Genomic DNA, 12,888 nt, shown 5'->3' on the forward strand with positions numbered 1-12,888 from the left:
AAGGAGAGCGTGCATGAAGTTCTTCATCGACACTGCCGACCTCGACGAGATCCGCGAGGCCGCCAGCTGGGGTGTCCTCTCGGGCGTCACCACGAACCCCAGCCTCTACGCGAGGACCGGCGGCAGGCTCGCCGACTTCGAGCCCCACGTGGTCAGGATCTGCGAGGCCTGCGAGGGCCTGCCCGTCTCGGCCGAGTCCACCGCCGAGACCACCGAGGGCATGGTCGCCGAGGGCCGCCGCCTCGCCGCGCTGGCCCCCAACGTCGTCGTCAAGCTCCCCGTCTGCGAGGAGTCGCTGCCCGCCTGCCACGCGCTCGCCGCCGAGGGCGTCCGCGTCAACATGACCCTCGTCTTCTCCGCCCCCCAGGCGCTGCTCGCCGCACGCGCGGGCGCACGCTACGTCTCGCCGTTCGTCGGCCGCTTCGACGACGTCGCCGACGACGGGCTGGCCCAGCTCGAGACCGTCGTCGACGCCGTCAGGAACTACGACTACGGCTGGTGGGACGAGGAGGGCGGCCCCGAGATCATCGCCGCCTCCGTGCGCACCCCCAACCACGTGACCCAAGCGGCCCTCATGGGCGCCGACATCGCCACCGTGCCCCTCGCGGCGCTCAGGAGGTGCGTCCGCCACCCGCTGACGAGCGAGGGCCTGGCGAAGTTCGCGGCAGATTGGAAGAAGGTCACCGAAGGCTAGCCCCTAGGTCCCTGTCCCGCCTTCTGCCTGAAGATTGTCTGACGCTTAGCCCCAGTTTCTGTGTGCTCCACCACGAGCAGAGAAGGGGGTGGCGGGTGCTTTGGTAGACTGTCAGGAAATCTGTCCGTTGCGCGATATAGAAAAAGGAGCTTTTGTGGCCAACCACTTTCGCAGCAGCGAGCGACAGGGGGACGAGGACCTGGAGCAGCAGGTCCCGCTGACGCAGCAGGATGGTCAGGAGGCGTCTGCCGACCAGTCCGTCGTGCAGGCTCAGCCAGCCGGTCAGTCTTCCTTCGACGCATCACAACCAGAATCGACATATTCAGGTCCGGCTCACTCGGCGCACCTCTCGGCTGCATCGTCTGCCGATTCGACGGCAGCGTCTTCCGATGACGTTGCCCCCGCCATGTCTGGACCGGCCTCTGTGGGGCAGCCAGACTCCGGTGACGTATCCGCTCCCATGAGCCAGTCCGTCTCATACGGGCAGCCCTCCCCGCAGGGGCAACCCGACACCACTTCCCAGGCGCCATTGCAGGACGCGGGCATCGTCGTCTCCGAGAAGGCGGCCCAGGAGCGGGACATCACCTCCCAGCAGGGATTCACGAGCGTCTTCGCGCCCCTGCAGGATGACCCCGCCCCGGTAGTGTCCCGTACGGGCAAGCCGACCATCTCGCTCAGGAGCGTCACCCTCATCTATCCGGCCCAGCCCAACAAGCCGGCTCTCGAGGACGTCAGCCTTGACATCTACCCCGGCGAGTTCGTCTTTGTGGTGGGGCACTCCGGTTCGGGCAAGTCGACCTTCCTCAGGCTCCTCACGCGCGAGCTGCGCGCCACGAGCGGCAAGGTCAACGTGGCCGGCCAGGAGCTTACGTCCCTGCGCAACTGGAAGGTCCCGTACCTGCGTCGCCAGATCGGCACGGTCTACCAGGACTTCAAGCTGCTTCCCGACAAGACCGTCTACGAGAACGTCGCCTTTGCGCTTGAGTGCATCGGCAAGCCCCGCTCCGTCATCAAGGCGCAGGTCCCCGAGGTCCTTCGCCTCGTCGGTCTGGCCGAGAAGATGGACAACTATCCCGACCAGCTTTCTGGTGGCGAGCAGCAGCGCGTCTCCGTCGCTCGTGCCATGGTCAACCGACCGCCGCTTCTGGTCTGCGACGAGCCGACGGGCAACCTCGACCCCGCGATCTCGTTGGGCATCATGAAGCTGCTCGACCGCATCAACCGCACGGGCACCACCGTCGTCATGGCCACCCATGACCGCGAGATGGTCGATTCCATGCGCAAGCGCGTCGTCGCCCTCGAGGGCGGTCACGTGGTGCGCGACCAGGAGAGGGGAGGCTACGGCTACTATGGTGCTCTCTAATCTTGGCTATTCCCTGCGTGAGGCGGGTCGCCACTTCCGGAGGAACTGGTCGACGGTCCTCGGTGCCATCGTGACCATCTTCCTGTCGCTGTTCGTCATCGGCCTGTTCGTCCTGGGCTCCGCCCTTGTCGGCAACATGGTGGGCAACGTTGAGGATCAGGTCACCATCCAGGCATTCCTGTCCGACGATGCCTCGCAGGGCGACGTCGATGCCCTCCAGGCGAAGATCGAGGGCTGGGGTACGGTGCAGTCCGTGACTTACAAGAGCAAGGAGGAGGCCCTCGAGGAGTACAAGCAGATCATGAGCAACCGCAATGCGGCTGACGCGGTGGCCGCTCTTGACGGCGAGAACCCCGTTCCCGCCTCGCTCGTCATCAACCTCACGGATCCGAAGGACGTCGAGTCGGTCGCCGGCGACCTCATTGCCGACAAGGGCTTCGAGAAGGTCGCGGATGACGCCGATGACCCCGCGTCCTCGGTCCAGTACGGTCGCGAGACCGTCGAGAGGCTCTTCTCGGTCACCTACTACCTGCGCATCGCGGCAATCGCGTTGGTCGTGATGCTCGCGTTCATCGCCTTCGTCTTCATCAACAACACGATTCGCCTTGCCATCTCGGCCCGCCGCCGCGAGATCGCGATCATGCGCCTCGTAGGCGCCTCGAATGGCTTCATTCGTGGGCCGTTCATGATGGAGGGCATGCTCGAGGCCCTCATCGGCTCCGCACTGGCGGTCATCGTGCTCAGCGCAGGCATGTCCGTCGTCATTCCCCGGCTTCAGAACAGCTTGCAGTTCCTGTCGTTTGACCTCCCACTCAGCGTGCTCGTTCTCACCCACGTGGCGCTGGTCGTCATAGGGCTGCTCATCGGTCTCTTCGGATCGATGATCGCCATGAGGCGTTACCTCAAGGTCTAGTGCGCCACAGAAGCATGACGCGCTCGCGAGGGGGGCGGTGCGGCCATCCAGCCGTGCCGCCCCTCTTGATGGGGGCATTCGTGGCATATGGGAGGCCCGCTGTGGTCGGGGTCCGTTACGAGGGGGGCATCGTGTCACGTAAGCACGCGCGCCGCAACGGCAGAAGGCGTGACGCCCTGCGGCGCCGCCAGCAGGGGGACGTCCTGACGGGAACGATCCACGTGTCCCGCCCTGGGGTCGCGACGGTGGAGACGGCCGAGGGCGTCTTCGCCGTGGGGCGTGGCGGCATACGCGAGGCCATGAGTGGCGACGAGGTCCAGGTGAGCCTCTCGAGCCGTCGGGGCAGGGAGAGGTTGGCCTACGTGCAGGGGGTCGCCCGGCGTGCCACGGCCACGTTTCTCGGCACGTTTCGCCGGGCTGAGCCCCTGGGCGTCGTAGTCCCTCTTGACGCTCGCATCCGACGTGACTTCTTCGTGCTTCCCACAGACGACAGCGCACATGCGCTGGACGTTGCGGACGGCGATGTCGTGGCCGGCCGCATCCTGGAATATCCTACGCGCAAAAGTGCCGGGGTTGTGACCATAGAGCGTCGCGTGGGCTCTCCGGTCGAGCTTGACATGGGCATCGAGGCAGTCGTTGCCTCGTATGGCCTGGTGGTGGAGCTTGCTTCGGCGGCACTCGAGCAAGCCGAGAAGATCGCGCCCAACGTGGCCGAGACCCTAGCCCTCGACCCTGGTCGCCGCGATCTCAGGCAGTCCTGCGTGATCACCGTCGATCCCAGTGACGCGCGCGACTTCGACGATGCCATCGGGGCACGTCGCCGCGCAGACGGCTATGAGCTTGAGGTCCATATTGCCGACGTCACGAATTACGTGTCCTGGGCCTCGCCCATTGACGAGGAGGCCCGCAGGAGAACCTGCTCGGCATATTTGGTTGACCGCGTGATACCGATGCTTCCCGAGCGCCTGTGCGACGACGTGTGCTCCCTCAAGCCGCAGGAGGACCGACTCTGCATGAGCGTGATCGTCCGCCTGGACCGCCGAGGCGAGGTGCTGGGGGCCGAAGTCCTGCGTACGGCCGTGCGCTCAAAGGCCCGGCTGGACTATGCGGCAGCCGACCGTCTGCTTGCAGGCGAGGCGGCACCGGACGACCTTCCTTGCGACAGCCGCTGGCGGCGCCCGGTCGCCGAGAGCCTTGCCGTGCTGGACGAGCTTGCGTCCCTGCGCCGAGAGCGGCGCGCGCGAAGGGGTTCCATCGACTTCGTGACGCGGGAGGCCAAGGTCATCCTGGACGCCGCCGGCCATCCCAAGGGCGTCAGCGTACGCGAGAGGACGCGTGCCACGAGTCTGGTCGAGGAGGCGATGCTGCTTGCCAATGAGTCTGTAGCCAAGCTCATCTCGGATGCAGGGCTGCCCTGTGCGTACCGCGTGCACGAACGTCCCTCGCCCGAGGAGCTCGAGGCGACGATTCCCGTGCTGCGCGAGTTGGGTTTGGTGCGAGGCTCCCAGGACCGTGCGGTCATCGCTGGCGACCCGCGCGCCATTCGCGCGGTCCTGGAGGCGGCGCGGGGGACGACGGGGGAGGTGCTGGCGAACTCAGTGCTCCTGCGGGCCCAGAAGCGTGCCGTCTACCTGCCGCATAACGACGGCCACTATGCGCTTGCGGCACCTGCGTACTGCCACTTCACCTCGCCCATCCGACGCTACCCCGACATCATCGTGCATCGTGCGCTGAAACTCCTGCTCGCGCGTGGGGAGGCGGGTCGCCCTGGAGGGGAGCGAGTCGCCCTGGGCTGTGTGCAGCGTGAGACGGAGCGCATCCTGCCGCAGCTGTGCCGGACCTGCTCCGAACGCGAGAGGGCGGCGGATGCGGCGGCGCATGCGTCCCAGCGCGTCAAGATGGCCGAGCTGTATGCCGCCCGCGTGGGAGAGGACTTCTCGGGAGTCGTCGTGGGCGTCGAGCGCTACGGCCTCTTCGTGATGATCGAGGAGAGCCGTGCCGAGGGTCTCCTGCCAACACGGTCACTTGGCAGCGAGCGCTTCATCTACGACGAGAGCCTCATGGCGCTTACTGGCGAGGAGAGCGGCGCCTGTTGGCGGCCAGGTCGGCGTATCGCCGTGCGCGTGGCGAGCGTGGACGTGATGCAAGGCCAGATAGACTTCGCGCTGGCGGGAGATGCCAGCGCATCGGGAACCCCTCGCAGGGGTAGGCTACACTAGGTCGGACGCACGGACGGGCCTCTGCCTGCAGGAGGAGCCACATGAACCAGACGAGCATGACCGATGACCTGATCGAGGCCGAGAGCCTGCTGCTCCAGGGGCAGGGCGAGCTCGCCCAGGAGCTGCTCTCGCGGCTGGCCGAGGACGCCGAGGAGTACGTCGATCGCAACTGCCCCACGACCGACGAGCTCCAATGGTTCAGCTTCCCGACGCTGTTCGAGAGGCTCGCCTATCGTCGCGTCGAGAGCGACCCACGCGAGCTGCGCGATCCCGGCGAGCCCATGGACCGTCTCTATGCCGACCTCGCGCTTGCCTGTGTTCACGTGGGCGACTACGGCATGGCCGTCGAGGCCCTTCGCCATGCCGTGCGCTGGAACCCGATGGGCTGCGAGCACCGCCTGAACCTGGCGGACCTGTACTACAACGAGGGCGACGTGCGGGAGTACCTGGCCCTCTCGTTCTCGGTCTTCGAGCGCGCGAGCGACGTGCGCCACCTTGCGCGGGCGTTCGCCAACTTTGCGGACTACTTCATCGTGTGCGAGAAGCCCCAGGCCGCCGCTGCCGCACTGCGTGCCGCACGGCGCCTCGACGCCAATGACGCGTCGCTTGCGGCCGCCCTCGACCAGGCGGCTGGCACCGACCACGACCCCGACCTCGTCGACGACCAGGAGTGCCACGACATCCTCGCCCAAGAGGGCCTGCCGGACGGCGCAAACGCCGAGATTGCCGTCTGCCTGCTCCTATGCGCCACCGATGCGGCCCGGTCCGGACAGCGCGACGTGGCGACGGACCTCACCGTGCGCGCTCGTGACCTGGTGGGAGATGACGCGGCGAAGATGCTGCTCGAGGCCATACGGGCGGATGACGAGGAGGGAAGCGATGGCAACGCACGCTAGCGCGAGCAAGTCTGGCCGCGGCAAGGGACCTGAGAGGGACAAGAAGACCATCTCCCGGAACCGCACCGCCCGCCATGACTACGAGATCGGCGAGACCTGGGAGGCGGGCATCGAGCTCACCGGCACCGAGGTCAAGAGCATCCGCGAGCGCCCGTGCCAGATTACGGACTCGTTCTGCATCGTCCGTGGTGGCGAGCTGTTCTTGGTGGGGGTCCACATCCACCCCTACTCCAACGGCGGGGTGTGGAACGTCGACCCCGACCGCCGCCGTCGGCTGCTGATGCACCGCCGCCAGATCGACCTGATAGACCAGAGGCTGCGCACGAAGGGCTCCTCCCTGGTGCCGCTCGAGCTGTACTTCGACGAGCGCAACCGCGTCAAGCTCCGTGTGGGCCTGGGCAAGGGCAAGAAGCTGTATGACAAGCGCGCCGACATGGCGCGACGTGATGCGAACCGCGAGATCCAGCGCGCGCTCAAGGAGCGCAGCCGGTGACTCGCGCCCGCTGCCATGCCGTGGCGAGGGGGTGGGGTTTTCCACTGCCCGTCGTCGTACGTCAAGTAGCCCACATGGGGTTCTTCTCGTCATCTAAAAACAGGGCCCTGAAGGACCCGCACTACGCTACCCTCTGAGTACCGGAAAAGGGGATTGCCTCGCGACATGGGGCGCAAGAGGAGAGGAACAAAGATGGCCGAGGAGAAGAAGACCTACAGGTTCGTCTGCACCGTCTGTGGCTTTGAGGTCGAGGTCGACACGCCCGAGCTGCCCGAGGACTATGTCTGCCCCGTCTGCGGCGTGGGTCCTGACATGTTCGAGCTGGTCGAGGAGTAGGTCCGACGGGCTCGAGGCATGAGCCCCGGGCCCGCTTCCCTTGCGGGCGTCATGTCCTTAGGCGGCGAACTTATCCTTGCGGAGCCGTTGCGCATCTCTCGCCGTCGTACTGGACTACCCAGGCCATCGGCAAGGCCTTTGCCCTGCAGCTCGCCTATACGGACGGCAGTGCCTCATATGCCGAGTGCGTGACGTTTTGCCAACGCGGCGTCGCCACGGCGTAGACTGCAGGCTATGAGACGCGCGCGCCAGACATCGGAGAGCCTCGAGCTATGCTTCCTTCTCGCCCTTTCGGGCGGGCTCATGGATGCGTACTCCTATCTTGCGCGTGGCAAGGTCTTCGCTAATGCCCAGACCGGCAACATGCTGCTCTTTGGCGTGGCCTGTGCCGACGGGGACCCCGAGCGCATGCTGCGCTACTCGCTGCCTGTCCTGTTCTTTGGCGTGGGCATTGCCGCCGCTCAGCTCACGCGCCATTTCTGCCACGAGCGTCACGTGCACTGGCGCCAGGTCTGCACCGCCGTGGAGGTCCTTCTCCTCGTCGTGGTGGCGCTCATCCCCGAGGACCACAACCTCGTGGCCAATGGGCTCACCTCCCTTGCCTGCGGCATCCAGGTGCAGAGCTTTCGGGCGTTCCACGGTCGCGCGCTGGCCACGACCATGTGCATCGGCAACCTTCGCGCGGGCACGCAGGAGCTTGTCAGCTACCGACTCACGCGCTCACGCGACCAGCTTGAGGGCATGGCCATCCACTACGGTGTCATCATCACCTTTGTGGCGGGCGCGATCATCGGCAGCCGCATGATCGCCCTCGTCGGCCTGCAAGCGATCCTTGCGAGCCCGGTCCTGCTGGCCATTGCCCTTGCGCTGATGTTCTGGGACCGAGAGGGAGCGGGCAACTCCCTGACGGGAGTTTGGGCGGCTGGCGAAGCGGCGGCGAAACGACAGCGACGCGATTAGTTTCTCCCTCGTACAAAACTGGGTATACTGTGCTCGCTGGTCGGTGGGCCGGCGTGTACGTTGACAGCTCGCATGGTGGCAGCAGCCCCATCGCCTACATGGGGGTGACTGGTTTCGACAGGGTAGGTCTGAGGTGGGCAGCAAGCCGTGGTCTCCTCGCCACGTAAAACTGGGGTGCCGTCAAATTTAATTGACAACGATTCTTACCAGGGCTCTTACGCCCTCGCCGCTTAATCTAAAAGTGGCCGTCTAACCAGGGGATTCTCCCGCTCCTGGGGTGACGTCATCCAAGGGAGATGCTCCTTGGGACGTAGTTGGTATGCCCGAGGCCAAGCCTGAACCAGCTGGGACGCAGAACGTGGGTCACGGGATGCGATGCGTCCGAGATCCAACCGGTGACTGAGCTTGGAGACACCTGCCAGGGATTTGCTTTGGACCGGAGTTCGACTCTCCGCACCTCCACCATGAAGGCTCTGCCCCTCATCTGCATCCGTGCAGGTGGGGGCTTTTCCTTTGCCGCGAATGCTGCTGAGCTACGCTCATAACGTCGCATATCCTCACGTAGGCTGTCATGGCGTTAGCCAATGGATAGGCAATGAGCGCCGCCTAGACCCTCGGCACCACGACCGCCATCCCGCGTGCCGTGTCGCTCCCGTCAGGACGGACATAGCGCCGGTAAGTGGTGATGATGTCCGAGTGCCCCAGGATGCGGGAGAGGTCCTCCACGCGCCCGCCCGCGTGGAGGTAGGACGTCGCGAAGCTGTGTCGGCAGTTCTCGACCGTCACGTGCGGCACCTCGCGCCCCTCCTCGTCGCACCAGCGCATAATAAGGAGTGAGCAGCAGCATCCAAATCGCCGTACACGACTGGGCGCTTTCGATATGGTCGTCAAAGAGGTTGGCGGGCCAATCGCCGAAGCGTGCTGACCATGCCGTGAGCGTACGAGCCGCTGTGACCTTTCACCCGACTTCGCCGTCTGACGCCGTTGCAAGGCCAAAGCTATAAAACCTCAGTTCAGGATCCACGTCAAGCACTTTTGACATGGGGGCGGGCCCTCTGTCGCCCCTATTTGATGGACAATCGCCCCGCACGGCCGTACCGTGTCCCCAAGGAGTCCAAGGAGGGGTCGCATGGAGATAGGGCAGAGGATGCGGGCGCTTCGCCAGGGGGCGGGCCTCACGCAGGACGAGCTGGCCGAGAGGCTCTATGTGAGCCGGCAGACCATCTCCAACTGGGAGACGGGTAAGTCCTATCCCGACGTGGAGAGCGTGTCCCTGGCCTGCGACCTCTTCGACGTGTCGGCAGATGCGCTGTTGAAGGGGGACATCATGGAGATGGGCAAGAGGGTCTCGGAGGAGGATCGCAGGCGCCTGCGCGAGGACGGCTGGCTGTTCGCCGTGCTGCTGGTGGCGGGCTGCGTGGGGCTGTCCTTCTCGCTGGCCCGTCTGGACTGGCTCTTCGTGGTCGTGTCGCTGATGGCCTTTGGTGCGGCGATCTTCCTGAGCACGCGCCTGGAGCGTGACAAGGAGGGCCATGACGTGCAGACGTTCCGCGAGGTCCTGGCCTTCTCGCGCGGCGAGGGCGTGGACGAGATACGCGACGCCCGCAGCAAGATGGGCAAGGTCGCGAGCATCGTCGTGCGTGTGCTCGTGGGGGCGGCGGCTGGCGTTGTCATAGGCGTGGTCGCGGGCAGGGTGGCAGGGATGTTCGTTTCGGCCCTGCCATAAGTGTCACAGGAGATACGCTGTCGAGAAGTCCAATCAGCAAGGAGTGCCCATGTACGACGCGCAAGGCCCCGCACTCGCGCTCGAGCACTAATGAACGACGATGCCAAGGCAGATGAGTGACGACAAGGAGCGACTGTATGTATTTTGATGACCTATGTAGCTCGCTCTCCAGACTCCCAGAGGTCGAGGCGATCGCCCTGGGCGGGTCGCGTGCGGGGGAGTGCTACGACGAGACCTCGGACTACGACCTCTATGTCTACTGCGCGCCCATACCTTCAGAGGAGGCCCGAAAGGCATTGCTGGGCGAGTGCTGCGCATACATGGAGCTCTCCAATAGCTTCTGGGAGCTGGAGGACGACTGCACCTTAAAGGATGGCGTCGACATCGACATCCTCTACCGTGACCTCGGCGCGTTCGCGCGTGAGCTCTCATCGGTGGTCGACGACTGCGTCGCACGCAACGGCTATACGACCTGCATGTGGCACAACCTGTTGAACAGCCGCGTGATCTTCGATCGTGCGGGTGACTATGGTCGGCTCCAGGAGCGCTACTCCGTAAGGTATCCCGAGCGACTGAGGCGAAACATCATCTCTCGGAACATGCGGCTGCTCACGGGAAACCTCCCCTCCTATGACAGTCAGATCCTGAAGGCCGTCCGCAGGGGTGACCTTGTCAGCGTCAACCACCGGACAGCAGCCCTCATGGAGTCGTACTTCGATGTCATCTTCGCCCTGAACGGCATGACGCATCCTGGGGAGAAGAGGTTGGTCGCCAAGGCCCTGGAGGGAGCGGATGTCCTGCCGGATGGGTTCGAAAGGGACGTCAAGGCCCTATACCAGGACCTGTTCAGCAGTCCCGCTGCGGTTGAGGGCGATGTCGGCAGGCTCGTGGGCAACCTCTCGTCGTGCCTTCTCGCCGCAGGTTATGAGGTGTAAGGAGTCCATACCCGCCTCTTTCGGCATGGTGCGGTCCCCGCTGCTGGGGGATAATCATCCCATTCGGCAGTCGGGACAGCGGGAGGCAGCGATGACCCAGGGAAATGCTCTGGTGCTTGAGGGTGGCGGCTTTCGGGGCATGTTCACGGCGGGCGTCCTGGACGTCCTCCAGGAACAGGGCATGTACGATTTCGCCAGCGTCTGGGGCGTCTCGGCGGGGGCCATCAACGCGGCAAGCTTCATGAGCCATCAGATCGGTCGCACCATGCGCATCATGCTGGCCTTCCGTGATGACCGCCGCTTCATGAGCCTCTGGTCGCTGGCCACCACGGGAGACCTCGCCGGTGGCGAGTTCATGTACGAGGAGATCCAGAACAACCTCGACCCCAGCGACGACGCGACCTTCAATGCCAACGAGACCCGGATGTTCGCCGTGGTATCGGATGTCGTCTTCGGCACCCCAGCCTACCTGCCGTGCCGTCGCTTCCCGGAAGATGTCGCCAACGTCCGGGCGTCGGCGTCCATGCCACTTGTCTCGCGCATGGTGGACATCGACGGCCATCGCTATCTCGACGGCGGCACCACCGATTCCATCCCCTTCGAGGTGGCCCTGGGCATCGGCGCGCCATGCGAGATCGAGGGACACGTCCCGGCGAGGCGGGCCCTCGTCGTGCTGACACAGGACCGCTCATACGAGAAGAGCGGCGCAGACGAGCAGCTGTCCGTGCGTTCCCACCGCTACGATGGCTACCCCTACTACATCGACGCGCTGCTGGGCCGTGCCGAGAGCTATAACGCCAAGCGCGAGCGCCTCTTTGACCTCGAGCGTGCTGACGAGAGCCCTGTGCTCGTGATTGCCCCCGAGAAGCCGGTTGAGGTCTCCACGAATGGCGGCGATGGCGGCGAGCTGCTGGACCTGTATCTGCAGGGACGTCGGCAGGCTGCCGATCGCCTGCAGGAGATCGCCTCCTTCCTTGGCGAGGGATAGCCCTGCTCGGCAGTTGCGTGTGCGGCATGGGGCGAGCGCTTTGGCACTCCGGCGCCGGCAGAGTCGGGGCGAATCTCCTCGGGACGTGCCCCGACGGCGTATGCCAAGCCGATGGCTCTCGTGTATGACCTGTGATGTGACGGGGCTTTTTCTCCACCCCGGCAAAACCGTTGTATACTCGGAAGGCTTTTCCACTGAGCCCCGTAACCTCAAAGGAAAAAGCGTTTCGTTTAGTAGCACATGGAGGAGTCAAGTGACTAAGTCGACTCATTACGCCAAGCCAGGCGAGGTCGAGCGCAGCTGGGTGCTCATCGACGCCGATGGTGCCACCCTTGGTCGCCTTGCGACCAGGGCCGCCATGATTCTTCGTGGCAAGAACAAGCCCCAGTACACCCCCAACACCGACACCGGTGACTTCGTGGTCGTCATCAACGCCGATAAGGTCCAGCTTACCGGCGTCAAGGCAGACCACAAGTCCTACTGGCGCTACTCCGGCTGGCTTGGTGGCCTCAAGACCGAGTCCTTCAAGGAGGCCATGGAGAAGCATCCCGAGCGTGTCGTCGAGCACGCCATCAAGGGCATGCTCCCCAAGACGACCCTCGGCCGCAAACAGGGAACCAAGCTCAAGGTTTACGCTGGTCCCGAGCACCCGCATGCCGCTCAGAACCCCGTCAAGATTGATCTGGAGGCTTAGACCGATGGCTGACAACACCGCTGTTTACACCGGCACCGGCCGTCGCAAGGAGGCCACCGCGCGCGTGCGACTGGTCCCCGGCACCGGCAAGGTCACCGTCAATGGCCGCGACGCCCTCTCCTACTTTGGCCGTCAGCAGCTCGTTGACAACGCAGTCGCCCCGTTCCGCGTCACCGACACGGTGGATCGCTTTGACGTCCTCGCCAACTGCGATGGCGGCGGCATCAACGGCCAGTCCGGGGCACTCCGCCTGGGCATCGCCCGCGCGCTTCTGGAGGCTGGCGAGTACCGTGCCGATCTCAAGAAGGCTGGTTTCCTCACCCGTGACGCCCGTGCCGTCGAGCGCAAGAAGTACGGCCTGAAGAAGGCTCGCAAGCGTCCGCAGTTCTCCAAGCGCTAGGGCCCTGGACCGGACGTCCTGGCACCTCTGGTGCCTTGGGACGCGGGCCCTGCAGGCTGGCAGCCTGATGACGCCCTTGTCGCTCGCTCGTAGCCTTACGGCATGTTCGGGGCCACTTCGGTGGCCCCTTCTTGTTAGATTTCATAGAAGGGAGCTGTAAGGTCCGTGCCTGACAAGAGGAAGAAAAACAGGCTGCTCCCCTCGCCTCGCCGCCTGCCGCCGGACTCTGCTGCCTCCTGTCGGGTTTCGCCGCCTGCTAGAATCTAGCCGA

The 12,888-nt window shown here is 64.9% G+C and carries 14 protein-coding genes and 1 other RNA gene; 14 read left to right on the forward strand and 1 reads right to left on the reverse strand.

What is annotated here, in order from left to right; genetic code table 11:
• Window positions 1–13: 13 nt before the first annotated feature.
• From OLSU_RS00775 to ssrA, 9 genes are all read left to right on the forward strand, one after another.
• The gene (locus OLSU_RS00775; protein WP_013251032.1) at window positions 14–694 is read left to right on the forward strand and encodes a transaldolase family protein; all 681 of its coding nucleotides are present in this window, start codon (window positions 14–16) and stop codon (window positions 692–694) included.
• 154 nt (window positions 695–848) lie between these two features.
• A complete protein-coding gene (ftsE, locus tag OLSU_RS00780) occupies window positions 849–2,057 on the forward strand; it encodes a cell division ATP-binding protein FtsE (protein WP_013251033.1) in 1,209 nt (402 codons plus the stop codon).
• Window positions 2,044–2,970: a permease-like cell division protein FtsX gene (ftsX, locus tag OLSU_RS00785; protein WP_013251034.1), complete on the forward strand. Its 927-nt coding sequence runs from the start codon at window positions 2,044–2,046 to the stop codon at window positions 2,968–2,970. Before ftsE ends, ftsX begins: the two co-directional genes overlap by 14 nt.
• A gap of 131 nt (window positions 2,971–3,101) precedes the next feature.
• A complete protein-coding gene (locus OLSU_RS00790) occupies window positions 3,102–5,189 on the forward strand; it encodes a ribonuclease R family protein (protein ID WP_236697240.1) in 2,088 nt (695 codons plus the stop codon).
• A 41-nt stretch (window positions 5,190–5,230) separates the two neighbouring features.
• A complete protein-coding gene (locus tag OLSU_RS00795) occupies window positions 5,231–6,085 on the forward strand; it encodes a hypothetical protein (RefSeq protein ID WP_013251036.1) in 855 nt (284 codons plus the stop codon).
• Window positions 6,069–6,578 carry an SsrA-binding protein SmpB gene (gene smpB / locus OLSU_RS00800; protein ID WP_013251037.1) on the forward strand — a complete coding sequence of 170 codons (510 nt, stop codon included), beginning with the start codon at window positions 6,069–6,071 and terminating at the stop codon, window positions 6,576–6,578. The genes OLSU_RS00795 and smpB overlap by 17 nt, the downstream gene beginning before the upstream one ends.
• A gap of 192 nt (window positions 6,579–6,770) precedes the next feature.
• Window positions 6,771–6,914 carry a rubredoxin-like domain-containing protein gene (locus OLSU_RS00805; RefSeq protein ID WP_013251038.1) on the forward strand — a complete coding sequence of 48 codons (144 nt, stop codon included), beginning with the start codon at window positions 6,771–6,773 and terminating at the stop codon, window positions 6,912–6,914.
• Window positions 6,915–7,148: 234 nt separating this feature from the next.
• A complete protein-coding gene (locus tag OLSU_RS00810; protein WP_013251039.1) occupies window positions 7,149–7,874 on the forward strand; it encodes a YoaK family protein in 726 nt (241 codons plus the stop codon).
• A 100-nt stretch (window positions 7,875–7,974) separates the two neighbouring features.
• Window positions 7,975–8,339, forward strand: a transfer-messenger RNA (tmRNA) gene (ssrA, locus tag OLSU_RS09255).
• A 141-nt stretch (window positions 8,340–8,480) separates the two neighbouring features.
• Here the strand turns inward: ssrA and OLSU_RS00815 are convergent.
• A complete protein-coding gene (locus tag OLSU_RS00815) occupies window positions 8,481–8,699 on the reverse strand; it encodes a tyrosine-type recombinase/integrase (protein ID WP_081439213.1) in 219 nt (72 codons plus the stop codon).
• A gap of 304 nt (window positions 8,700–9,003) precedes the next feature.
• On the opposite strand from OLSU_RS00815, the gene OLSU_RS00820 reads away from it, so the two are divergent.
• From OLSU_RS00820 to rpsI, 5 genes are all read left to right on the forward strand, one after another.
• Window positions 9,004–9,600 (forward strand): helix-turn-helix domain-containing protein, encoded by a 597-nt coding sequence (locus OLSU_RS00820; RefSeq protein ID WP_013251041.1) that lies wholly within the window; start codon window positions 9,004–9,006, stop codon window positions 9,598–9,600.
• Window positions 9,601–9,737: 137 nt separating this feature from the next.
• On the forward strand, window positions 9,738–10,535 hold the full coding sequence (locus OLSU_RS00825) for a nucleotidyltransferase domain-containing protein (RefSeq protein WP_013251042.1): 798 nt from the start codon (window positions 9,738–9,740) through the stop codon (window positions 10,533–10,535).
• Between the two features lie 91 nt (window positions 10,536–10,626).
• Window positions 10,627–11,523, forward strand: a complete 897-nt coding sequence (locus OLSU_RS00830) for a patatin-like phospholipase family protein (RefSeq protein ID WP_013251043.1) — start codon at window positions 10,627–10,629, stop codon at window positions 11,521–11,523.
• Between the two features lie 253 nt (window positions 11,524–11,776).
• Window positions 11,777–12,217, forward strand: coding sequence for a 50S ribosomal protein L13 (rplM, locus tag OLSU_RS00835; RefSeq protein WP_013251044.1), 441 nt, complete (start codon window positions 11,777–11,779; stop codon window positions 12,215–12,217).
• Between the two features lie 4 nt (window positions 12,218–12,221).
• Window positions 12,222–12,617 (forward strand): 30S ribosomal protein S9, encoded by a 396-nt coding sequence (rpsI, locus tag OLSU_RS00840; protein WP_013251045.1) that lies wholly within the window; start codon window positions 12,222–12,224, stop codon window positions 12,615–12,617.
• Window positions 12,618–12,888: the final 271 nt, after the last annotated feature.

This window comes from Olsenella uli DSM 7084, assembly GCF_000143845.1.
GTDB lineage: Bacteria > Actinomycetota > Coriobacteriia > Coriobacteriales > Atopobiaceae > Olsenella > Olsenella uli.